Origin of the sequence: Pseudomonas sp. LD120 (assembly GCF_009861525.1) — a bacterium.
GTDB lineage: Bacteria > Pseudomonadota > Gammaproteobacteria > Pseudomonadales > Pseudomonadaceae > Aquipseudomonas.
The window spans coordinates 633,281-653,711 of record NZ_WVHL01000001.1 but is presented as its reverse complement, the minus strand read 5'-3'; the positions used below and the strand labels follow the sequence as shown (position 1 = coordinate 653,711).

Annotated in this window: 20 protein-coding genes and 2 pseudogenes; 14 read left to right on the top strand and 8 right to left on the bottom strand. The window is 61.4% G+C overall.

Going from position 1 to position 20,431, the window contains the following annotated elements:
* Together PLD_RS30990 and PLD_RS03130 are read right to left on the bottom strand one after the other, a co-directional pair.
* Nucleotides 1-185 (bottom strand): annotated as a pseudogene (locus PLD_RS30990) (hypothetical protein); the annotation flags it as partial.
* A 122-nt stretch (nucleotides 186-307) separates the two neighbouring features.
* A pseudogene (locus PLD_RS03130) lies at nucleotides 308-869 on the bottom strand (DUF6436 domain-containing protein); the annotation flags it as partial.
* Nucleotides 870-979: 110 nt separating this feature from the next.
* Between PLD_RS03130 and PLD_RS03125 the strand changes: the two are divergent.
* Nucleotides 980-1,918: an alpha/beta hydrolase gene (locus PLD_RS03125; protein WP_159889722.1), complete on the top strand. Its 939-nt coding sequence runs from the start codon at nucleotides 980-982 to the stop codon at nucleotides 1,916-1,918.
* A 147-nt stretch (nucleotides 1,919-2,065) separates the two neighbouring features.
* Here PLD_RS03125 and PLD_RS03120 read toward each other — a convergent pair whose 3' ends face one another.
* Complete coding sequence (locus tag PLD_RS03120) at nucleotides 2,066-2,818, bottom strand: DUF2059 domain-containing protein (protein WP_159889720.1); 753 nt, start codon at nucleotides 2,816-2,818, stop codon at nucleotides 2,066-2,068.
* A 160-nt stretch (nucleotides 2,819-2,978) separates the two neighbouring features.
* Between PLD_RS03120 and PLD_RS03115 the strand changes: the two genes are divergently transcribed.
* Nucleotides 2,979-3,611, top strand: coding sequence for a 2OG-Fe(II) oxygenase (locus PLD_RS03115; protein WP_178116114.1), 633 nt, complete (start codon nucleotides 2,979-2,981; stop codon nucleotides 3,609-3,611).
* A 2-nt stretch (nucleotides 3,612-3,613) separates the two neighbouring features.
* Nucleotides 3,614-4,102, top strand: coding sequence for a DUF523 domain-containing protein (locus PLD_RS03110; protein WP_159889748.1), 489 nt, complete (start codon nucleotides 3,614-3,616; stop codon nucleotides 4,100-4,102).
* 147 nt (nucleotides 4,103-4,249) lie between these two features.
* Here the strand turns inward: PLD_RS03110 and PLD_RS03105 are convergent, their stop codons facing one another.
* A complete protein-coding gene (locus tag PLD_RS03105) occupies nucleotides 4,250-5,035 on the bottom strand; it encodes a transporter substrate-binding domain-containing protein (RefSeq protein ID WP_159889716.1) in 786 nt (261 codons plus the stop codon).
* Between the two features lie 132 nt (nucleotides 5,036-5,167).
* Here PLD_RS03105 and PLD_RS03100 point away from each other — a divergent pair, with 132 nt between their 5' ends.
* Nucleotides 5,168-5,605, top strand: coding sequence for a DUF4399 domain-containing protein (locus PLD_RS03100; RefSeq protein ID WP_159889714.1), 438 nt, complete (start codon nucleotides 5,168-5,170; stop codon nucleotides 5,603-5,605).
* Nucleotides 5,606-5,672: 67 nt separating this feature from the next.
* On the opposite strand, the gene serA is transcribed toward PLD_RS03100, so the two are convergent.
* Entirely contained in the window at nucleotides 5,673-6,902 is a 1,230-nt protein-coding gene (serA, locus tag PLD_RS03095; RefSeq protein ID WP_159889712.1) for a phosphoglycerate dehydrogenase, read from the bottom strand.
* Nucleotides 6,903-7,106: 204 nt separating this feature from the next.
* Here serA and PLD_RS03090 point away from each other — a divergent pair, with 204 nt between their 5' ends.
* The 4 genes from PLD_RS03090 to PLD_RS03075 all read left to right on the top strand — a co-directional run bounded on the left by PLD_RS03090 (nucleotide 7,107) and on the right by PLD_RS03075 (nucleotide 11,307).
* Nucleotides 7,107-8,501 (top strand): FAD-binding oxidoreductase, encoded by a 1,395-nt coding sequence (locus PLD_RS03090; RefSeq protein ID WP_159889710.1) that lies wholly within the window; start codon nucleotides 7,107-7,109, stop codon nucleotides 8,499-8,501.
* 43 nt (nucleotides 8,502-8,544) lie between these two features.
* Entirely contained in the window at nucleotides 8,545-9,210 is a 666-nt protein-coding gene (locus tag PLD_RS03085) for a fumarylacetoacetate hydrolase family protein (protein ID WP_159889708.1), read from the top strand.
* A gap of 165 nt (nucleotides 9,211-9,375) precedes the next feature.
* Nucleotides 9,376-10,302: an SdiA-regulated domain-containing protein gene (locus PLD_RS03080; protein WP_159889706.1), complete on the top strand. Its 927-nt coding sequence runs from the start codon at nucleotides 9,376-9,378 to the stop codon at nucleotides 10,300-10,302.
* A 96-nt stretch (nucleotides 10,303-10,398) separates the two neighbouring features.
* On the top strand, nucleotides 10,399-11,307 hold the full coding sequence (locus PLD_RS03075; RefSeq protein WP_159889704.1) for an SdiA-regulated domain-containing protein: 909 nt from the start codon (nucleotides 10,399-10,401) through the stop codon (nucleotides 11,305-11,307).
* Between the two features lie 22 nt (nucleotides 11,308-11,329).
* Here the strand turns inward: PLD_RS03075 and rpiA are convergent, their stop codons facing one another.
* Nucleotides 11,330-12,001 (bottom strand): ribose-5-phosphate isomerase RpiA, encoded by a 672-nt coding sequence (gene rpiA / locus PLD_RS03070; RefSeq protein ID WP_159889702.1) that lies wholly within the window; start codon nucleotides 11,999-12,001, stop codon nucleotides 11,330-11,332.
* 225 nt (nucleotides 12,002-12,226) lie between these two features.
* Between rpiA and ilvA the strand changes: the two genes are divergently transcribed.
* The 4 genes from ilvA to PLD_RS03050 are packed head-to-tail and all read left to right on the top strand — an operon-like array spanning nucleotide 12,227 to nucleotide 15,957.
* Complete coding sequence (ilvA, locus tag PLD_RS03065) at nucleotides 12,227-13,741, top strand: threonine ammonia-lyase, biosynthetic (protein WP_159889700.1); 1,515 nt, start codon at nucleotides 12,227-12,229, stop codon at nucleotides 13,739-13,741.
* 40 nt (nucleotides 13,742-13,781) lie between these two features.
* Nucleotides 13,782-14,210, top strand: coding sequence for a DUF2269 family protein (locus PLD_RS03060; protein ID WP_159889698.1), 429 nt, complete (start codon nucleotides 13,782-13,784; stop codon nucleotides 14,208-14,210).
* Nucleotides 14,211-14,236: 26 nt separating this feature from the next.
* A complete protein-coding gene (locus PLD_RS03055; RefSeq protein WP_159889696.1) occupies nucleotides 14,237-15,493 on the top strand; it encodes an SDR family oxidoreductase in 1,257 nt (418 codons plus the stop codon).
* Nucleotides 15,490-15,957 (top strand): DUF2269 domain-containing protein, encoded by a 468-nt coding sequence (locus PLD_RS03050; protein ID WP_159889694.1) that lies wholly within the window; start codon nucleotides 15,490-15,492, stop codon nucleotides 15,955-15,957. Before PLD_RS03055 ends, PLD_RS03050 begins: the two co-directional genes overlap by 4 nt.
* 52 nt (nucleotides 15,958-16,009) lie before the next feature.
* Here the strand turns inward: PLD_RS03050 and PLD_RS03045 are convergent, their stop codons facing one another.
* Nucleotides 16,010-16,666 carry an HAD family phosphatase gene (locus tag PLD_RS03045; RefSeq protein ID WP_159889692.1) on the bottom strand — a complete coding sequence of 219 codons (657 nt, stop codon included), beginning with the start codon at nucleotides 16,664-16,666 and terminating at the stop codon, nucleotides 16,010-16,012.
* Nucleotides 16,667-16,810: 144 nt separating this feature from the next.
* On the opposite strand from PLD_RS03045, the gene PLD_RS03040 reads away from it, so the two are divergent.
* The gene (locus tag PLD_RS03040; protein WP_011064073.1) at nucleotides 16,811-17,290 is read left to right on the top strand and encodes an RNA pyrophosphohydrolase; all 480 of its coding nucleotides are present in this window, start codon (nucleotides 16,811-16,813) and stop codon (nucleotides 17,288-17,290) included.
* Between the two features lie 22 nt (nucleotides 17,291-17,312).
* A complete protein-coding gene (gene ptsP / locus PLD_RS03035; protein WP_159889690.1) occupies nucleotides 17,313-19,592 on the top strand; it encodes a phosphoenolpyruvate--protein phosphotransferase in 2,280 nt (759 codons plus the stop codon).
* A gap of 57 nt (nucleotides 19,593-19,649) precedes the next feature.
* On the opposite strand, the gene PLD_RS03030 is transcribed toward ptsP, so the two are convergent.
* Nucleotides 19,650-20,396, bottom strand: coding sequence for an NRDE family protein (locus PLD_RS03030; protein WP_159889688.1), 747 nt, complete (start codon nucleotides 20,394-20,396; stop codon nucleotides 19,650-19,652).
* Nucleotides 20,397-20,431: the final 35 nt, after the last annotated feature.

The window sequence follows — 20,431 nt, the reverse complement described above, 5'->3', positions numbered from 1 at the left end:
GTTCGGCTTCGCTTTCAGCGCGGATATGCGGCCACGCCGCGTTCGTCGTAGCGCACGGTGACCGAGCCCTGCAAGCCAACTGAGTTCGATCTGGCCTGGCGTGTCGGTTGCTTGCTGACAGGTAACCGCAGCACCTGCTAGCAGGCGATGCTCAGAACGGCGACGACGGTCAGGCTGCGTTTCAGCGGGTTCCTTGATGTTGTTGTTCGATGCCGCTTGTCACAGCGCTGCAAACATTAGCACAAGTAGGGAAGACGCGCAGGATGCATTCCTGAATAGTCGCGAATGCCTTAGTCAGCAGCGGATGCCATGGACAGTAGCAACCGACCGCCAGGGTGTGGGTGGCGCTGACGCCGCGATTGTCTTCCAGGGGCCTGGAGGATGGGCTCGATAAAGCTATTGCTGGAGTTGCAGGTCAGGCCTTCGCTGTAGGGGCCGAAGTACGCCAGCTTCCCGCTGCGGTCCCAGATCGCGACCGCAGGGCTTGCGGGAATGTGTTCCGCACCGGGCAGGTGGTCGAGGGCTTTGAGGCGGTTCAGGGTGGCGGGCAACTGGCCGTGACTGCCGGGTTTTTGCACGGAATAAAACGTTACGCCACGCGGCTCGTAAGCGTCGATCAGCTCGGCCAGATGCTGCTGGTTGCCGACGTTGCACGGGCAGGCGGGGTCCCAGAAGTGCACCAGGCGGATTGCCCCGGGGCCGGCCAGCTCAATGGGCAGTTGCAAGGGGTCGCCGGAAAACACCGCGGTGTGTTCACTGAAGGCGCGCAGATAGCGACCCTGAAACCAGTCGTAGGCGCTCCACAGCACAACGGCGCAGATCAGGACCAGCAGACTGGCAAGCAGGGGCGTGCGGTAAGACGGGCGCATTAAGATTGATCCTCGAAGGTCGCGTAGCTTGCCATGCCTGCTGCGACAGATGAATATCGCAGGCCCAGAAACTCTGTTTTGTCGCCGTCGCCCCAGCTTTGGAAACCCTTATGTCCGTGAACTTCGACCCCGATCACCTGCGCGCCAGCCTGCAGCCTCTGACGGCGGGGCAACCCTTGTCGGTCGAGGCTCAGGCCTACCAGCGCTTCTATGGGCTGGATTTTGCCGGCCGCGCCTTGGTGCCGCGCAGTCGCCTGGGGCGTTTTCAAGTGGACGGTTATGAGGTGGTCTGCCAAGTCTGGTGGCCGGAGCAGCCACGGGCGACGCTGTTTTTGTTCCACGGTTTCTACGATCACATGGGGTTGTACCGGCATGTAATCGAATGGGCGCTGCAGCGCCATTTCGTGGTGATTTCCTGTGATCTGCCCGGGCATGGTCTATCCAGCGGCGAGCGGGCCAGCATCGATGATTTCGCGGTGTATCAGCGGGTCCTGCAAGGCTTGTTCGCGCAAGCCCGGGCTCTGGAGCTGCCGCAACCCTGGCATTTGTTCGGGCAGAGCACGGGCGGTGCGATCATCATGGATCACCTGCTCAACCAGGGCGCCGAGAGTCCGGCCCAGGGCCAGGTGATTCTGTTGTCACCGCTGGTGCGGCCACGGGCCTGGGGCTGGTCGATGCTTAGCTATTACCTGTTGCGGCCCTTTGTCAGCGGAATTGCCCGGCGCTTCAGCGAGAACTCCAACGACGCGCAATTCCTCGCTTTCCTGCAGGCAGACCCGTTGCAGCCACAGCGTTTGCCAACGGCCTGGGTCGGTGCGCTGGCGCGCTGGATCAAGCGTCTGGAAAAGGCTCCGCGCAGTTCAAGGCACCCGCTGATCGTTCAGGGGCAAGCGGACATGACAGTGGACTGGCAGCACAACCTGCAGGTGATCCAGGGCAAATTCGCCACCCCCGAGGTGCTGCTGTTGCCGCAGGCGCGGCACCATCTGGCCAATGAAATTCCCTTGTACCGCGATCAGTACTTCGCCTTTCTGACCCAGCACGTCTGAGCCGTGGGAGATGGGTGTAGCCGCTGCCGTAGGCTGCGAACGGCCCGAAGAGTCGCTGGAGGTTCGGCGCTAGATTGCCAGGCAAGGTCCTGCCCACCTTTGCGCAGCCTCGTGGGCTTGGCAGCGGCTACAGGTGAGTTTGCGGGATCAGGGGGCGAGGCTGGAGGTACTCTGGCCGACCGCCAGGCCGGCGCGAATCGCTGCCAGGGCTGCCTGGTAATAGGCCTTGCCCTCAGTGGATTCGGCGAAGGTGGCGAATTCTTCCAGTTCGGTGTCGGACAAGTCCCGATAGACGTACAGCAAGGTGTTGTTCAGATCCGTGCCAATCTGCTGCATCAGCCGCAGGCGTTGGCCATTGAGCATGCCTTGAGCCTGACCACCGCCGAGCAAGCCGGGAATCATCTGGCTCAGGCTGTCGGCGGCGACCCCGGCGATTGCCAGGCTGACCTCTGCGCCGGCTTCCCGTGCCGGCAGTGCCTGGGCCAAGTGGCCGATGATCAGTTGACGGTTGTCGCTGACCTGCATCTTCGGCAGACCTTGAGCGTTTTTGGCCAGTTGGTCACGACGGGTGGCAAGCAGTTCGGCAGCGACGATCTTGCGTCCCAGGGGCGATTGGAAGAACGCCAGCGCAGGCGCGGGATCGGCAAGGTTCTGACGCAGTTGGGTTTCGGCGCGACGGTCCACGGCCTCGGGCGCGAAGCGTTGGTTGCTGTTCTCCAGCAATGCCTGGTATACCGCCGGCGGCAGACTATTCTGATAGCGCTGTTGGGCGGCGCTGAGGGCATCGCTGAAATGCGCGCGCTGTTGCGGCCAACCGGCGACCTTGTACAACTGGTCGTGGCTGTCTGCCCAAGCGGGCAAGGCGCAGAACATCAGCAGTGAGAAAAGCAAACGGCGCATAAGGACTCCTGTCAGCAGGCGACTATTCTCCGGGGCGAGGCGGTGGTTGTCGAGAATTCGTATCAGGATCACTCGCCAAGGTAATGATGTGAAAGCTTATTGAAAAAATGCTCAATCCTCCGCTCTGCGGCTCTGTCAGATTTATCTGATGCTGGATACTATGCGCGCCATGCAAATACCTTCTGATCACCCGCTGTTGTTGAGCATCGTCGACGACCTGGCTGCCTGTGGCTGGTCGCAGCAGAATATTTTCCTGCCTGAGGCTCTGACCCTCGAACTGGCGGCAGAGTGCCGCAAGCGTGCGGCTGAAGGCGAATTGGCTCCCGCGGCGGTGGGGCGTGGTCCGACCCAGGAAATTCGCGAGGGTATTCGTGGCGATCATATTCAGTGGATCGAGCCCGGGCAGGCCGAGGCCAGTGACACCTACCTGGGGCTGATGGACAGCCTGCGCGAGGCACTCAACCGAGGGTTGTTTCTCGGGCTTGAGGATTTTGAATGCCACTTTGCGATGTTCCCGTCGGGTGCGTTCTACAAGCGTCACGTCGATCGTTTTCGTGACGATGATCGGCGCATGGTGTCGGCCGTGATCTACCTCAATTCGCAGTGGTTGCCCGAGCACGGCGGACAATTGCGCATGTACCTCAAGGATCAGGGGCAATACGATGTGCTTCCCGTCGGAGGCCAATTGGTCGTGTTTCTCTCCGGCGAGGTGCCCCATGAAGTCTTGCCCGCGACCCGCGAACGGCTGTCCTTGACCGGCTGGTTTCGCCGGCGCGGTAACGAGCCATTCTGATGATGCATAAGATTCTGGTCAGCCGCTGCCTGTTGGGTCACCGCGTGCGTTACGACGGCGGTGCCAGTGGCCCGTTCGATCAATTGGCCAACTGGTTGCAAGAAGGGCGGGTGGTTGCCCTCTGCCCGGAAGTGGCCGGTGGTTTGCCAACGCCGCGGGCGGCCGCGGAGATTCCCGGAGGGCAGGGCCTGCAAGTGCTGGCGGGCAAGGCCCGGGTACTGACCACCGAGGGCGAGGACGTCAGCGCCCAATTCCTCTCTGGTGCCCACCAGGCGCTGGAACTGGTGAAAGAGCACAGGATTCGCGTTGCCGTGCTCAAGGCCAGCAGCCCATCCTGCGGCAACCTGCTGACCTATGACGGCACCTTCACCGGGGTCAAAGTCCAGGGCGCAGGCGTTACCGCCGCATTGCTGGCGCAGCACGGGGTTCAGGTCTTCAGCGAACTGCAACTGGCCGAGGCCGCTGCTGCCCTGGCCGCCTTGTCCTGGTAGCCACTGCCGAGCTCTAGTGAGGCGGCGAAAAGACCCCCGGGGCCTTGCCTGGCGGTCTTGCGCCGAACCTTTGGCGTCCTTGAAACCCTGCGTCCCTTCGATGGCGTGCCACCCAGACCTCTCGCAGCCTGTGGCAGCGGCTCAGGTTTATTGCCCGGCTTCGGCCTTGGGCGGTTTGCTCGCATCCATGCCGAACCATTTTTCCGACAGGGCCATCAGTCGCCCATCGGCCTTGATCCGCTGCAGGGCGCTGTTGAGGCTCGCCTGGAATGCCGGGTTGCCTTTCTGAAACGGGATCGCCAGGCTCAGGGTCGCTCCAACCTTGGCGCCTTGTTTCACCGGGAGGCGGCTGTCACGAATGGCGTAGGGAATCAGCAGGCGGTCGCTGATGGCCGCGTCAAGTTGCTTGTCCGCCACCTCCTTGAGGGGTTGCTGGGCATCGGTGTCGCTGCGCAGGTTGATTCTTTCCACGGTCCGCGCCTGATCGACGAACTGGCTGCTCTGGGCCACGCCCAACGCCTGGTCACGCAGGGCCTGGAGGGAGAACAACGGGCGTTGCTCGTCCTTGCGCACGATCAGTTGGGCGCTGGAATAACTGTAAGGTTCGCTGAAGTCGAAACGATCCTTGAGTTCCGGGGTCACTGCTACATGGTTGATGGCGACGTCGAACTTGCCGCTCTCCACGCCTGGCAGTAACTGCGCCGATTCGGTCACCACGAAGTCTGGGCGAACGTCCAGTTCGCTGGCCAGCAACTGCCCCAACTCGACCTCGAACCCCTTGAGCTTGCCGTCTTCCTTGAAGTTGAAGGGCGGCGTGTCGGCCTCCAGGGCGATGCGCAGCTCTGCGCGGTCGTTGATGTCGTCCATCAGTTCGGCTTGAGCGTAAGCACTCACAAGGGGCAGTAAAAGTATCAGGCCAGGCAGCAAACGCATGGTCACTCCTTGAATTTATATGAGCGATGCGCCATTCAGGCTCGCTTTGCTAAGGTGTTGAGTGCCTTCGACAATGAATTGCCACGAAGTTGTCATAACCGTAAAAGATTTGCGGAAAAACTGGAGAAGATAATGAAAAGTTTTATGTCTCGTGCAGCCCTGGCTGGTCTGTTGCTGAGTGCCTCGATGCTGGCCGGCGCAGCGGATATTCCGCGTACTCAAGCACCGGCCGCTGCCAAGGTGTTTATTGTGTCCCCTGCCGACGGCGCCACCGTAGACAAAACCTTCAAGGTCAAGTTCGGCGTCGAGGGCATTGCCCTGGCCCCCGCGGGCGATCAGACCGCGCACACCGGCCACCATCACCTGCTGATCGATGTCGATACCCTTCCGGCCGAGAACATGCCAATTCCTGCTGATGCCAACCATATCCACTTCGGTAAGGCGCAGACCGAAACCGAAGTGACCCTGGCCCCGGGCAAGCACACCCTGCAGTTGGAGCTGGGAGACAAGAACCACATGCCGTTCGACCCGGTCATCGTCTCCAAGAAAATCACAGTAATAGTGAAATAATCGTAAATGCCACACAAAAAAAGGGAGCCTTGTTCAAGGCTCCCTTTTTTTGTGTGGCTAACGGCTCTTAGAACAGCACGCGGCAGCGGATGGTGCCGTTGATGTGTTGCAGCTTCTCTTGCGCCAGGTCCGAGTACTCGGCGTCGACGTCGATCACCACGTAGCCGACCTTTTCGTTGGTCTGCAGGAACTGACCGGAGATGTTGATGCCGTTTTCGGCAAAGACCTTGTTGATCTCGCTCATCACGCCCGGGATGTTCTGGTGGATGTGCAGCAGACGGTGCTTGCCTGGGTGGGCTGGCAGCGCCACTTCCGGGAAGTTGACCGAGGACACCGAAGTACCGTTGTCGCTGTACTTGACCAGTTTCTCTGCCACTTCCAGACCGATGTTGGCCTGGGCTTCAGCGGTGGAGCCACCGATGTGCGGGGTCAGGATCACGTTATCCAGGCCACGCAGCGGGCTTTCGAACTCTTCGTCGTTGGAGCGTGGCTCAACCGGGAATACGTCAATGGCTGCACCGATCAGGTGCTTGTCCTTGATCGCGTCCGCCAGGGCGTCCAGTTCGACCACAGTGCCGCGAGCAGCGTTGATCAGGATGCCGCCTTTTTTGATGGCACGGATTTCTTTCTCGCCAATCATCCACTGAGTGGCCGGGGTTTCCGGTACGTGCAGGGTGACGATGTCGCACATGCCCAGCAACTCGTGCAAGTTGCCCACCTGCGTGGCGTTGCCCAGTGGCAGCTTGGTTACGGTGTCGTAGAAGAACACTTGCATGCCGAGGCCTTCAGCCAGAACCGACAGCTGAGTACCAATGGAGCCGTAACCGACGATACCCAGCTTCTTGCCCCGGATTTCGAAGGAGTTCGCTGCGCTTTTGATCCAGCCGCCACGATGGCAGGAGGCGTTTTTCTCGGGGATGCCACGCAGCAGCAAAATGGCCTCGGCCAGCACCAACTCGGCGACCGAGCGGGTGTTGGAGTAAGGCGCGTTGAACACCGCGATGCCGCGCTCGCGAGCGGCGGACAGGTTCACCTGGTTGGTGCCGATGCAGAAGCAGCCCACCGCGACCAGTTTCTTCGCGTGTTCGAAAATCTCTTCGGTCAGTTGAGTGCGGGAGCGAATACCGATGAAGTGCGCATCGGCGATCTTTTCCTTGAGCTGGGCTTCCGGCAGAGAACTGGTGAGGTACTCGATGCTGGTGTAGCCGGCGGCCTTGAGGACGTCGACAGCGGATTGGTGGACGCCTTCGAGGAGAAGGAACTTGATCTTGCTCTTATCGAGAGAAGTCTTGCTCATCTGCGTAAACCTGTGTCCCGGAGAAAAATGGCAGGGAAGTGGACAGCTTGAGCTGACCTGGGCGACATGAAGCCGACACCGCAGAAAGGCCTTTGGGCACTCTCCAGCGGGGGCGGTATGCTAGCATACGCGCCCCGCTAAACACTCATTCCTGCGACGTGAAACGTACTCAGGGTGACCATGAATTGTTCGAGAGTTCTGTCGATGACCAATCCTGCCCTGATTGATGAGCTGAAGACCCTGGTTGAGCCTGGCAAGGTGCTGACCGATGCTGACTCCCTGAATGCTTACGGCAAGGATTGGACCAAGCATTTTGCCCCGGCTCCAACGGCCATCGTGTTCCCCAAGACCACCGAGCAGGTCCAGGCCATCGTGCGATGGGCCAATCAGCACCAGGTTGCGCTGGTGCCTTCGGGCGGGCGTACCGGGCTTTCGGCTGCCGCGGTGGCAGCCAATGGTGAAGTGGTGGTGTCGTTCGACTACATGAACCAGATTCTCGACCTGAACCTGACGGATCGCACCGCCGTGTGCCAGCCAGGGGTGGTCACCGAGCAACTGCAGAACCTGGCAGAAGAGAACGGCCTGTACTATCCAGTGGACTTCGCTTCAGCAGGTTCCAGCCAGATTGGCGGCAATATCGGCACCAATGCCGGCGGAATCAAAGTGATTCGCTACGGCATGACCCGCAATTGGGTGGCCGGTATGAAAGTGGTCACCGGCAAGGGCGATCTGCTGGAACTGAACAAGGACCTGATCAAAAACGCTACCGGTTACGACCTGCGTCAGCTGTTCATCGGCGCTGAAGGCACCCTGGGTTTCGTGGTCGAGGCCACCATGCGCCTGGATCGGGCACCGAAGAACCTCACGGCCATGGTGTTGGGCACCGCTGACTTCGACTCGATCATGCCAGTGTTGCACGCCTTCCAGAGCAAGCTGGACTTGACTGCCTTCGAATTCTTTTCCGACAAGGCCTTGGCCAAGGTCCTGGCCCGTGGCGATGTGCCGGCGCCGTTCGAATCCGATTGCCCGTTCTATGCGCTGCTGGAATTTGAAGCCACCACCGAGGAGGTGGCCAACCACGCCCTGGAAACCTTCGAGCATTGCGTCGAGCAAGGCTGGGTGTTGGATGGGGTGATGAGCCAGAGCGAAAGCCAACTGCAAAACCTGTGGAAGCTACGCGAATACATCTCCGAGACCATCTCCCACTGGACCCCGTACAAGAACGATATTTCGGTCACTGTGTCGAAAGTTCCGGCATTCCTGCAGGAGATCGACGCCATCGTCGGCAAACACTACCCAGATTTCGAAATCGTCTGGTTCGGCCATATTGGCGACGGCAATCTGCACTTGAACATCCTCAAGCCGGACAGCCTGAGCAAGGACGAGTTCTTCGCCAAGTGCGCCACGGTCAACAAGTGGGTGTTCGAAACCGTCGAGAAGTACAACGGTTCGATTTCCGCCGAACACGGCGTGGGCATGACCAAGCGTGACTACCTGACCTACAGCCGCTCGCCGGTTGAGATCGAGTACATGAAAGCGGTCAAGGCAGTGTTCGACCCGAACGGCATCATGAACCCGGGCAAGATCTTCGCTGTTTGAGCGCAAACAGCGTTCTGATGAAGCACACGAGCAGGAGTCGGTAATGAGCTATCAGCACCAGTATGTCGACGGTACCCGGATTCATTTTCCGCTGGGCAAGGTGGTCTGCATCGGTCGTAACTACGCCGAGCACGCCAAGGAGCTGGACAACCCGGTTCCCACCGAACCTCTGCTGTTTATCAAGCCCGGCAGTTGTGTGGTGCCGCTGGAAGGTGGTTTCAGCATCCCTATCGAGCGTGGTTCGGTGCACTACGAAGCGGAAATCGCCGTGCTGATCGGCAAGCCACTCTCCACCAAGCCCAGCCGCGAAGAAGTGCTGGACGCCATCTCCGGCTTCGCCCCGGCCCTGGATCTGACCCTGCGGGACAAACAGGCCGAGCTCAAAGCCAAGGGCCTGCCCTGGGAAGTCGCCAAGTCGTTCGACGGCGCGGCGGTGATCGCGCCTTTCGTGGTGGGCAGCACTTTTGCCGACCTGACCGACATCGGTATTCGCCTGACCATCAACGGCGAAGTGCGTCAGGACGGTAACAGTGGCGCCATGCTCAATCCCATCGTGCCGATGATCCAGTACATGGCCGGCTGCTTTTCCTTGCAGGCCGGCGATGTGATTCTGACCGGTACCCCGGTTGGGGTCGGTCCGCTGAATGTCGGTGATGAGCTGGTGCTTGAGTTGCCAGGTGCCAGTTGTTTTACCAGCAGCGTCCGTTGATCAGAAGCTTTCTGTGAGAGGGGCCGGGAATCCAGGTCACCTCTCAGAAAGGCCCCTCTTGTTAACCGTTTTTTCACATTAGTTCCGGATAATTCCAAGGTTTACGGTTCGCGGATCTGAAAATCGTGTGCTATCACCTATAGCCGAGCTTCTGGAATCAGTGTGATGGACGTCCTCCCCTTGCCCAAACCTCATACCACTCGACGCCTACGACTGCGCATGCGTTGGTACGCTTGGCTGCTCTTGGCTGGCGTGATCGCCTACGGCGTTGCCAATGTCATGCACTGGGATGATCGAGGTGCACTCTGGGTTCAGGAAGGGCTTGTCAGCTCCGCCGAACGCGGCGCGAGCATCTGGTTGCCCGGCTATCGCGCAGTCATTGACGCCAAGGTGTTGCCTGGCATGGAGCGCGATGAGGCTTCCGACCTTTCCTACAATCCGCAGACCAAAACCCTGTTTGCGGTGATGGGCAAACACCCCTTCCTGGTGGAACTGACCCTGCAAGGCGACGTCTTGCGCAAGATTCCCCTGGTGGGTTGGAGCAATCCGGAAGGCGTGGCGGTGATGGAGAGCGGGCAGTTGGCGATTGTCGATGAGCGCCAGCATTCGTTGGTGATCGTCAAAGTCGATGCCACCACCCAAACGCTGAATATCAATGACTTCCCGAGCTACGATCTGGGCCCCTCCGAGGACCAGAACAAGGGGTTCGAAGGGCTGGCCTGGAATCCGCGCAAACAACAACTGCTGTTCGGGGAGGAGCGTCCGCCGGCGCTCTTTACCTGGAGCAGCGATGGTAGCCACCTGCTCACGGGGGATAAGCACAAGCTGCTCAGTGATGAGCTTGATCTGCGCAATCTCTCGGCCCTGAGTGTTGATCCGCGCACCGGTCATACCCTGGTGCTGTCTGCCGACTCCCACCTGCTGCTGGAGTTGGACGAACACGGTGAGCAGGTCAGCTTCATGGCCCTGCTGGGCGGCTTCAATGGTTTGCAGGCCACCATTCCGCGGGCCGAAGGGGTCGCGATGGATGACGTCGGCAACCTGTATATGGTCAGTGAACCCAATCTGTTCTATCGCTTCGAGAAGCAATGATACCTGGGGCGGTTCCTCTGCCTGGGCGTGGATTAAGCTTGAATTCAGTCGGTCGTGATATTCCACTCGCCTCTTTTGAATCCGAGCCGTTGTGCAATGTTTCGCCTGACCCGTTTGCGCCCCCTCTACTTGATCTTCTGTCTGATGAGCGTGCTACTCGCGGTGTTTGTCCACGAACACCGTTTGTGGCAACGCGCATGGTTCGATTGGCAGACCTACTGGCAAGCGGCCGATCCACAATCCCTGGGCCTTGGTGAGTATCGTGTGGTGCTGGAAGCGAAGCCCATCGAGGGGCTGGATGAGGTCTCGGCGCTGACCTACGATCCGCTGCGCAACAGCCTGTTTACCGTGACCAACCAGAATGCCGAACTGATCGAGCTGTCCCTGGACGGTCAGGTTCTGCGGCGTATCGCCCTGGTTGGCTTTGGTGATCCGGAGGCGGTGGAGTTCATCAGTGCCGACACCTATGTGATCAGTGACGAGCGTCAACAGCGACTGATCAAGCTCCACCTGCGCGATGACACCAGGGGGGTGGATGCGGCAGGCGCCGAGCAGCTCACCTTGGGTGTGCACTTTGCCGGTAACAAGGGTTTCGAAGGCTTGGCCTACGACCCTCAGGGCCAGCGCCTGTTCGTGGCCAAGGAGCGCGATCCGCTGCTGATTTATGAAATTCAGGGTTTCCCCCGGGACGATTCAGGCCGGACGCTTGGGGTGCAGGTGCTGAACGATCCCAAGCGCGACGCGAGGCTGTTCGTACGGGACTTGTCGAGCCTGCAATACGATCAGCGCAGCGGCCACCTGCTGGCGTTGTCGGATGAGTCGCGGCTGGTGGTGGAGCTGGATGTCCAGGGGCGGCCATTGAGTACCCTGACGCTGCGCAAAGGCCACCAAGGCCTCGGCCAATCAGTGCCTCAGGCCGAAGGAATGGCCATGGATGGCGCCGGCACGCTGTATCTGGTGAGCGAGCCAAACCTGTTTTATGTCTTTAAGAAGCCGGCGCACTAGACGCCGGCGTCCATGGGCGGGCTCAGGCCGTGAGGGTTTTCACCCCTTCAGTGGTGCCCAGCAGCAGTACATCGGCAGGGCGTGCGGCGAACAGGCCGTTGGTGACCACGCCGACAATGGCGTTGATCTGGCTTTCCAGCTCCACCGGGTGGGTGATCTGCATGTTGTGCACGTCGAGAATGATGTTGCCGTTGTCGGTGATCACGCCTTCGCGGTACACCGGGTCGCCGCCGAGCTTGACCAGCTCGCGGGCCACGTGGCTGCGGGCCATCGGGATCACTTCAACGGGCAGCGGGAAGTTGCCCAGCACCGGTACCAGCTTGCTGGCGTCGGCGATGCAGATGAAGGTCTTGGCCACGGCGGCCACGATCTTTTCCCGGGTCAGGGCGGCGCCGCCGCCCTTGATCAGGTTCAGGTGCTCGTCGCTCTCGTCGGCGCCGTCGATGTAGAACTCCAGGTCGCTGACGGTGTTGAGCTCGTACACCGCAATCCCGTGGCCCTTGAGGCGTGCGGCGGTGGCTTCAGAGCTGGCCACGGCGCCGTCGAAGGCGCCCTTGTGCTTCGCCAGGGCGTCGATGAAGCAGTTGGCGGTGGAGCCGGTGCCGACCCCGACGATGCTCTTGTCATCGAGTTTCGGGAGGATAAGGTCGACGGCGGCCTGGGCGACTGCCTGTTTGAGTTGATCCTGGGTCATGCGGGCTCCGAAGCGGGCAAGGGGGGCACAAAGGCCGGCATTATAGGCGCCGCGACAGATCCGGTCATTGCCCGTTTGGCTAATCGGCCAGGCCGGGCGGGAGAGTTGGCAATACGGGGAGGGTGGCGAGGGCGCCGGCTAAAACCTCCGTATTCGTGTGGTCGCCCGGGCAAACGCTGGGTTAGACTCCTTGGCCCTGCCCAACCCGCTCAGTGATGCTTTCCGATGCTCGAACAGTACGTCAAGAAGATCCTCACCTCGCGCGTTTATGACGTTGCCGTAGAAACCCCATTGCAGACGGCCCGCCAGCTCTCCGAGCGGCTGGGCAATCAGATCTGGCTCAAGCGTGAAGACTTGCAGCCGGTGTTCTCGTTCAAGATTCGTGGCGCCTACAACAAACTGACCCAGCTCAGCGACGCCGAGCGTGCCCGCGGCGTGGTCACCGCCTCGGCGGGCAATCATGCCCAGGGCCTGGCTCTGGCGGCCAAGGTGCTGGGGGTCAAGGCCACCATCGTAATGCCCAAGACCACACCCGAGATCAAGGTTGAAGGCGTGCGCTCGCGTGGCGGCAAAGTGGTGCTGCATGGCGACAGTTTTCCCGAGGCGCTGGCCTACTCGCTGAAGCTGGTGGACGAAAAAGGCTACGTCTATATCCATCCTTATGACGATCCCCACACTATTGCCGGGCAGGGCACCGTGGCGATGGAAATCCTGCGTCAGCACCCGGGGCCACTGGATGCGATTTTCGTGCCGGTGGGCGGTGGCGGGCTGATCGCCGGCATCGCGGCCTACGTGAAATACCTGCGGCCGGAGATCAAGGTCATTGGTGTCGAGCCGGACGACTCCAATTGCCTGCAAGCGGCCATGGCCGCCGGTGAGCGCGTGGTATTGCCGACCGTGGGCATCTTCGCCGACGGCGTGGCGGTGGCGCAGATCGGCCAGCACACCTTCGATATTTGCAAACACTATGTGGACGAAGTGATTACCGTCAGCACCGACGAGATCTGCGCGGCCATCAAGGATATCTACGACGATACCCGCTCGATCACCGAACCTGCCGGCGCCCTGGGCGTGGCCGGGATCAAGAAGTACGTCGAGCAGCGCGGCATCAGCGGGCAGACCCTGGTGGCCATCGATTCCGGGGCCAACGTCAATTTCGACCGCCTGCGCCATGTGGCCGAGCGCGCCGAGCTGGGTGAAGGCCGTGAAGCCATCATCGCCGTGAGCATTCCCGAGAAACCGGGCAGTTTCAAAGCCTTCTGCGAAGCGGTGGGCAAGCGTCAGATCACCGAGTTCAACTACCGCTACAACACTGGCAGCGAGGCGCACATTTTCGTCGGCGTGCAGACCCACCCGGACAACGATCCGCGCAGCGCCCTGATCGCCAGCCTGACTGAGCAAGGCTTCCCGGTGATCGACCTGACCGACAACGAATTGGCCAAGCTGCACATCCGCTACATGGTCGGTGGTCATGCCGAGAAGGTCAGCGACGAAGTGGTGCTGCGCTTCGAGTTCCCGGAGCGTCCGGGTGCGCTGTTCAACTTCCTCAACAAGCTGGGCGGACGCTGGAACATTTCGATGTTCCATTACCGTAACCATGGCGCGGCGGATGGTCGGGTGGTCGCCGGCCTGCAAGTGCCGGCCGATGAGCGTCATCTGGTGCCGGCGGCTCTGGAGCAGATCGGCTATCCGTACTGGGATGAAAGCGATAACCCGGCGTATCAGTTGTTCCTCGGTTGAGCGACTACGCTGAGGAGCGGGGCCTTAAGGAAGCAAGAACATGGAAACACTGACCACGCTTAAGACGCTTCATGTGCTGGCCACCGTGCTGCTGCTGGGCAGTGCGTTGGGGTTGGCGCTCTGGGTCTGGCGCTTGCGCCGCCAGGGTGATGCAACGGTGTACAGCCGAGTGCTGCATCGCCCCGGCCTGTTCGGCTGGCTGCTGTTGGCAATCGGTTTGCTCAGCCTGCCGTTCACCGGCTGGTGGATGGTGCACCGGGTGGGCTGGCCGTTGGGGCAGACCTGGCTCTTGGGTTCCAGTGTGCTCTATGCCTTGGGCGCGCTGGCCTGGCTGTGGCTGATGGTGCGGCTCAATTGTCTGCGGCGGGCCAAGGCTGCCAGCGGCTTGACCTTCACCTTGGTGCTGGCGGTCTTCAGTGCCCTGTGTTTTGTCGCCATTGCCGGCCTCATGGGGGCCAAGCCGGTCTGAACCCGGCGCACAGCTGAAGGATTGCCATGAAGGTTGTTCTGGTGGGGGCCACAGGGTTTGTCGGTCGCCATCTGTTGGCGGCGCTGCACGCCGCCGGTCATCAATTAATCGCCACCAGCCGTTATCCACAGCCGCGCGGCCTGCCGGGGGTGGAATGGCGGCAACTGGATCTTGCTCGTCTGGGGCGTGAGCCCCAGCCCTTTGTCCTGCCTGCCGATACCGATGTGCTGATCAATGCCGCCGGGTTGTTGAGTACCGATGCCCGGGTGCTGACCCTGACCCAGGACCTGGGCACGCGTGCCCTGTTCGATCTGGCGCAGGCCCGTGGTGTGCGGGTGCTGCAGATTTCCGCGTTGGGGGCCGGCACCCAGCCCCATGTGCCATTTCTTGCCAGCAAAGCCGCGGCGGATGACTACCTGCTGCGCTCGGGCATTGCGGCCGTGGTGCTGCGGCCGTCGCTGGTGCTTGGCGCCGGCGGTGCCAGCAGCGGCTGGCTGGCGAAGATGTCGCCCTGGCCGCTGCTGGGGTTGTTGTCCACCAAGGCGCAGATGCAGCCCCTGCATGTCGAGGACTTGAGCGCGGCGGTGCTGGCGTTGCTCAGGCAATGGCCACAGCAATCCATGGTCTTGCCCCTGGTCGGCCCGGAACGCATGACCATGGCGCAGTTGCTGGATCGCCTGCGGGCGGCCCAGGGCTGGGCCCCGGCCCGTTACTTCCAACTGCCTTCGATACTGCTCAGGCTGGCAGCTGGCGCAGGTGATCACCTGGGCTGGCGCGCCTTGAACCGGCAAAGCCTGGCCATGGCGCGCAGTGACAACCTGGCGGATCCCGAGGTGCTGGCTTTGGTCTGCGGTTATCACGCGGCGCCCCTGGCGGCCCGCCTGCAGGACTGGCCGCAGGCGGCGCAAAGCACCCAACTGGCCCTGCGCCCGTTGCTGCTTGCGGTGATGGTGTTGATCTGGCTGGGCACGGCGCTGGTGTGCATCGGCCCGGGCTACGACTGGGGCTTGCGGATCATGGCCGAGGCCGGCGTGCAGGGCGTCTGGGCGGCTCTGGCGGTGATCGCAGGCTCGCTCTGCGACGCCGTGCTGGGTGTCGGCCTGCTGCTGCGGCGCTGGCGCCGTCGAGCTTTGCAGGCGCAACTGCTGTTGATGTTCGGCTACACCCTGATCATCAGCCTGATCCTCCCGCATTTCTGGTTTGACCCTTATGCCGCCGTGGCCAAAAACCTGGTGCTGATGGTGGCGACCCTATGGCTGTTGTGGACCGAACCCCGTCGATGAGTGCTTATCTGCTGTTGAAAACCCTGCATATCCTGTCCTCCACCGTGCTCTTTGGCCTGGGAGCGGGGTCGGCGTACTACGCGCTGCGAGCCTGGCGCAGCGGCAAGCTGGAAGTGATTGCCGTGACCTTCAAGCACTTGGTGTTTGCGGATTGGGCTTTTACCGCCACCACCGCGGTGTTCCAGCCGTTGAGCGGGCTGGGGCTTGTGCATTTGGCGGGCTGGCCGATCCAGCAAGCGTGGTTGATGTGGAGCCTGGGACTGTATGTGCTGGCGGGGCTGTGCTGGTTGCCGGTGGTCTGGTTGCAGATCCGCGTGCACAAGATGGCCGAGCAGGCCCTTCAGGACGGGACCCCGATGCCGTTGCGGGCCACTCTTTATATGCGCTGGTGGTTTGCCTTGGGCTGGCCGGCGTTTCTGGCCTTCATGGCGATTTTCTATCTGATGGTGGCCAAGCCGGTTTAGGGCTGGCGAGGCTTGTTTGCCAGCCAGCGCCGAGGCTGGCTGGCAAGGGGGCTTAATCGCGCAGGCTGATGACCGGCCAGCCGCGTTTTTCGGCTTCGGCCCGCAGGTTAGGGTCCGGATCGACGGCCACCGGGGTGGTTACTTGCTCCAGCAGCGGCAGGTCGTTCATCGAGTCGCTGTAGAAGTAGCTGTCTTGCAGGTTGTGGCCGGTTTCTTCCAGCCAGCGGTTCAGGCGGGTGACCTTGCCTTCACGAAAGCACGGCACGTCGGTGCTGCGTCCGGTGTAGCGGCCGTCCCGCATTTCGCATTCGGTGGCGATCAGGTGTTCCACGCCCAGGCGCTGGGCGATCGGCGTGGTGATGAAGCGGTTGGTGGCGGTGATGATCACCAGCTTGTCACCGGCGTCGCGGTGTTGCTCCAGCAGGGCTTGGGCCTTGGGCAAGAGAATGGGCTCGATGCAGTCGCGCATATAGTCGCGATGCCATTGTTCGAGCACGGTCATTTCGGTGCGGCCGAGGATTTCCAGGCAGAAGTTCAGGTAAGCGGCGTTGTCGAGTTTCCCGGCCAGGTAATCCTGGTAGAACTCGTCGTTGCGGGTCTTGTAGGCGATGGGATCGAGGAAGCCCCGTTCACACAGGTAGTCACCCCAGGCGTGGTCGCTGTCGCCGCCCAAAAGCGTGTTGTCCAAGTCGAATAAAGCCAGGCGCATTGCAGTTACTCGCTGAAAAGTCGCGGAAAAAGGTGCTCAGAATACGGTCTTTTCACAAGAGTGCACATAAGCTAAGCAGCCTCGTTGCTGCATTCCCAAGCTTTGTGGAACAATGCGGCGACATGCGTTTGCGAGGTTGTAGCCGTGATCGACCCCGATGGTTTTCGCCCCAATGTCGGGATCATTCTGACGAATGATGCTGGCCAGGTGCTATGGGCTCGCCGTATCAATCAAGATGCCTGGCAGTTTCCTCAAGGAGGCATCAACCCTGACGAAACGCCGGAAGACGCCTTGTATCGCGAGTTGAACGAAGAAGTAGGCCTGGAGCGCGAAGATGTGCAAATTCTCGCCTGCACTCGGGGCTGGTTGCGCTATCGTTTGCCGCAGCGTCTGGTCCGGACCCACAGCCAACCGCTGTGCATCGGCCAGAAACAGAAATGGTTTCTCCTGCGCCTGATCTCCAACGAGCAGCGGGTGCGGATGGATTTGACCGGTAAACCGGAATTCGATGGCTGGCGCTGGGTCAGTTATTGGTATCCGTTGGGCCAGGTGGTGACATTCAAGCGCGAAGTGTATCGCCGCGCTCTCAAAGAGCTTGCCCCGCGCCTTTTAGTGCGCGACTGACGACGGAGTTCGACCCCGAGCCATGCTCAATACGCTGCGCAAGATCGTCCAGGAAGTTAACTCCGCCAAGGATCTCAAGGCGGCGTTAGGGATTATTGTATTGCGCGTCAAAGAGGCCATGGGCAGCCAGGTCTGCTCGGTCTATTTGCTGGACCCGGAAACCAACCGTTTCGTGCTGATGGCCACCGAGGGCTTGAACAAGCGCTCCATTGGCAAGGTCAGCATGGCCCCCAATGAAGGCCTGGTGGGCCTGGTGGGCACGCGGGAAGAGCCTCTCAACCTGGAAAACGCCGCCGATCACCCGCGCTACCGCTACTTCGCCGAAACCGGTGAAGAACGTTATGCCTCGTTCCTCGGCGCGCCGATCATTCACCACCGGCGGGTGGTGGGCGTGCTGGTGATCCAGCAGAAAGAGCGTCGTCAGTTCGATGAAGGCGAAGAAGCCTTCCTGGTGACCATGAGTGCCCAGCTCGCCGGGGTCATCGCCCATGCCGAAGCCACGGGTTCGATCCGCGGCCTGGGTCGACAGGGCAAAGGCATTCAAGAAGCCAAGTTCGTCGGCGTACCGGGCTCCCCCGGCGCGGCCGTGGGTAGTGCGGTGGTCATGCTGCCGCCGGCTGACCTGGATGTCGTGCCAGACAAGCACATCACCGATATCGACGCCGAGCTGGCGTTGTTCAAGACCGCCCTGGAAGGGGTACGCGCCGACATGCGGGCGCTGTCGGAAAAGCTCGCCACTCAGTTGCGCCCGGAAGAGCGCGCACTGTTCGACGTCTATCTGATGATGCTCGACGATGCGTCCCTGGGCAGCGAAGTGAAAACCGTGATCAAGACCGGGCAATGGGCCCAGGGCGCGTTGCGCCAGGTGGTCACCGATCACGTCAACCGTTTTGAATTGATGGACGACGCCTACCTGCGTGAGCGTGCCTCGGACGTCAAGGATCTGGGGCGTCGACTCCTGGCTTACCTGCAGGAAGAGCGCCAGCAGACCCTGGTCTACCCCGACAACACCATCCTGGTCAGCGAAGAACTGACCCCGGCCATGCTCGGCGAAGTGCCCGAAGGCAAGCTGGTGGGGCTGGTGTCGGTACTGGGTTCGGGCAACTCCCATGTGGCGATTCTCGCCCGGGCCATGGGCATTCCCACGGTAATGGGCTTGGTGGATTTGCCGTACTCCAAGGTCGACGGCATCCAGATGATCGTCGATGGCTACCACGGCGAGGTGTACACCAACCCCAGCGACGTACTGCGCAAGCAGTTCGCCGATGTGGTGGAAGAAGAGCGGCAACTGGCTCAGGGCCTGGACGCATTGCGCGATCTGCCTTGCATCACCCCTGATGGCCACCGCATGCCGCTGTGGGTCAACACCGGCCTGCTGGCCGACGTGGCCCGGGCGCAGAAGCGCGGTGCCGAGGGTGTTGGTCTGTACCGCACTGAAGTGCCGTTCATGATCAACCAGCGCTTCCCCAGCGAAAAAGAGCAGTTGGCGATCTACCGCGAGCAGTTGTCGGCCTTCCATCCGCAACCGGTGACCATGCGCAGCCTGGACATCGGCGGCGACAAATCGCTGTCGTATTTCCCGATCAAGGAAGACAACCCGTTCCTCGGTTGGCGTGGCATCCGCGTCACCCTCGACCACCCGGAAATTTTCCTGGTACAGGCCCGGGCCATGCTCAAGGCCAGCGAGGGCCTGAACAACCTGCGCATCCTGCTGCCGATGATTTCCGGCATCCATGAACTGGAAGAAGCCTTGCACCTGATTCACCGTGCCTGGGGCGAAGTGCGTGACGAAGGCACCGACGTGCCCATGCCGCCGGTGGGGGTGATGATCGAGATTCCGGCGGCGGTGTATCAGACCCGGGAACTGGCACGCCAGGTGGACTTTCTCTCGGTGGGCTCCAACGACCTGACCCAGTACCTGCTGGCGGTGGACCGCAACAACCCGCGGGTCGCCGATCTGTACGACTACCTGCACCCGGCGGTGCTGCAAGCCTTGCAGAACGTGGTGCGTGATGCCCATGCCGAAGGCAAGCCGGTGAGTATCTGTGGCGAGATGGCCGGCGATCCGGCGGCCGCGGTGCTGTTGATGGCCATGGGGTTCGACAGCCTGTCGATGAACGCCACCAACCTGCCGAAAGTGAAGTGGATGCTGCGCCAGATCAGCATGAGCAAGGCCAGGGAGCTGCTGGACGAAATGATGACCATCGACAACCCGCAAGTGATCCACAGTTCGCTGCAATTGGCGCTGAAGAAACTCGGCTTGGCGCGCATGATCAATCCGGCTTCGAACAAGACGCTGTAACCCAACGCGAGTCTTTGCTGGCAGGCCAGCCCCTTGGGCTGGCTTGTGGCGAACGCTTCAAACCTTCAGCTCAACCTCACCCAGATGCCCGCCATGGGGGCCGAAACTGCGCTCCTGCAGATGGCGCGAGCCGTCGGCGTGGACGATCAACGCCGTGCTGGCGCGGGTGCCGTAGCTGGGGCTGGCGATGAACACGCTGGACAGCAGGTGCTCTGTCGCCAGGCCCACGCCGGTGTCTGGCAGCTCAGCGAAGGGCGCCGTCTGCGGATCGCTCAACAGTGCCAGCAACGCCTCGGGCTGCGGGTCGTGCAGCACCTGTTGCAGCGCGGCCTTGGCCTTGAGCAGCTTGGGCCAGGGCGTGTCGAGTCCGGCATTGGACAGGCCGTAGACGCCTGGTTTGAGCAACTGCGGCTCCGGTTCCTGGGCGTTGTAGTGCCACAACTGTTCGGCGGTGCCCAGCAGCAGGTTGAAGCCAGGGTATTGCGCCGAGCGCCCCACCACATCGTGCAAATAGTCTTGCGGGGCGATGCTGCCGGCGAGAAAACGTGCCACCAGTTCGCCTCGAGAGCGTCGCGCCGGAGGCTGATGGGGGTTGCGGATATTGGTCAGGGCGGCAAAACGGCCATCGGCGCCGATGCCCAGCCAGGTGCCGCCGGCTTCCAGGTCGCGCCCGGCGTGAATCTGTGGCGATTCCGGCCATTGCGCCAGCGGCAGGCTGGGGCGGGCATAGAACTCGTCACGGTTGGCCGCGACGATCAACGGCTGAGGTTGGCCTGGCTGCCAGGCAAAAACGATCAGGCACATCTAGGTAGCCCCTTGTGTGTTTTGGCTCACTTTAC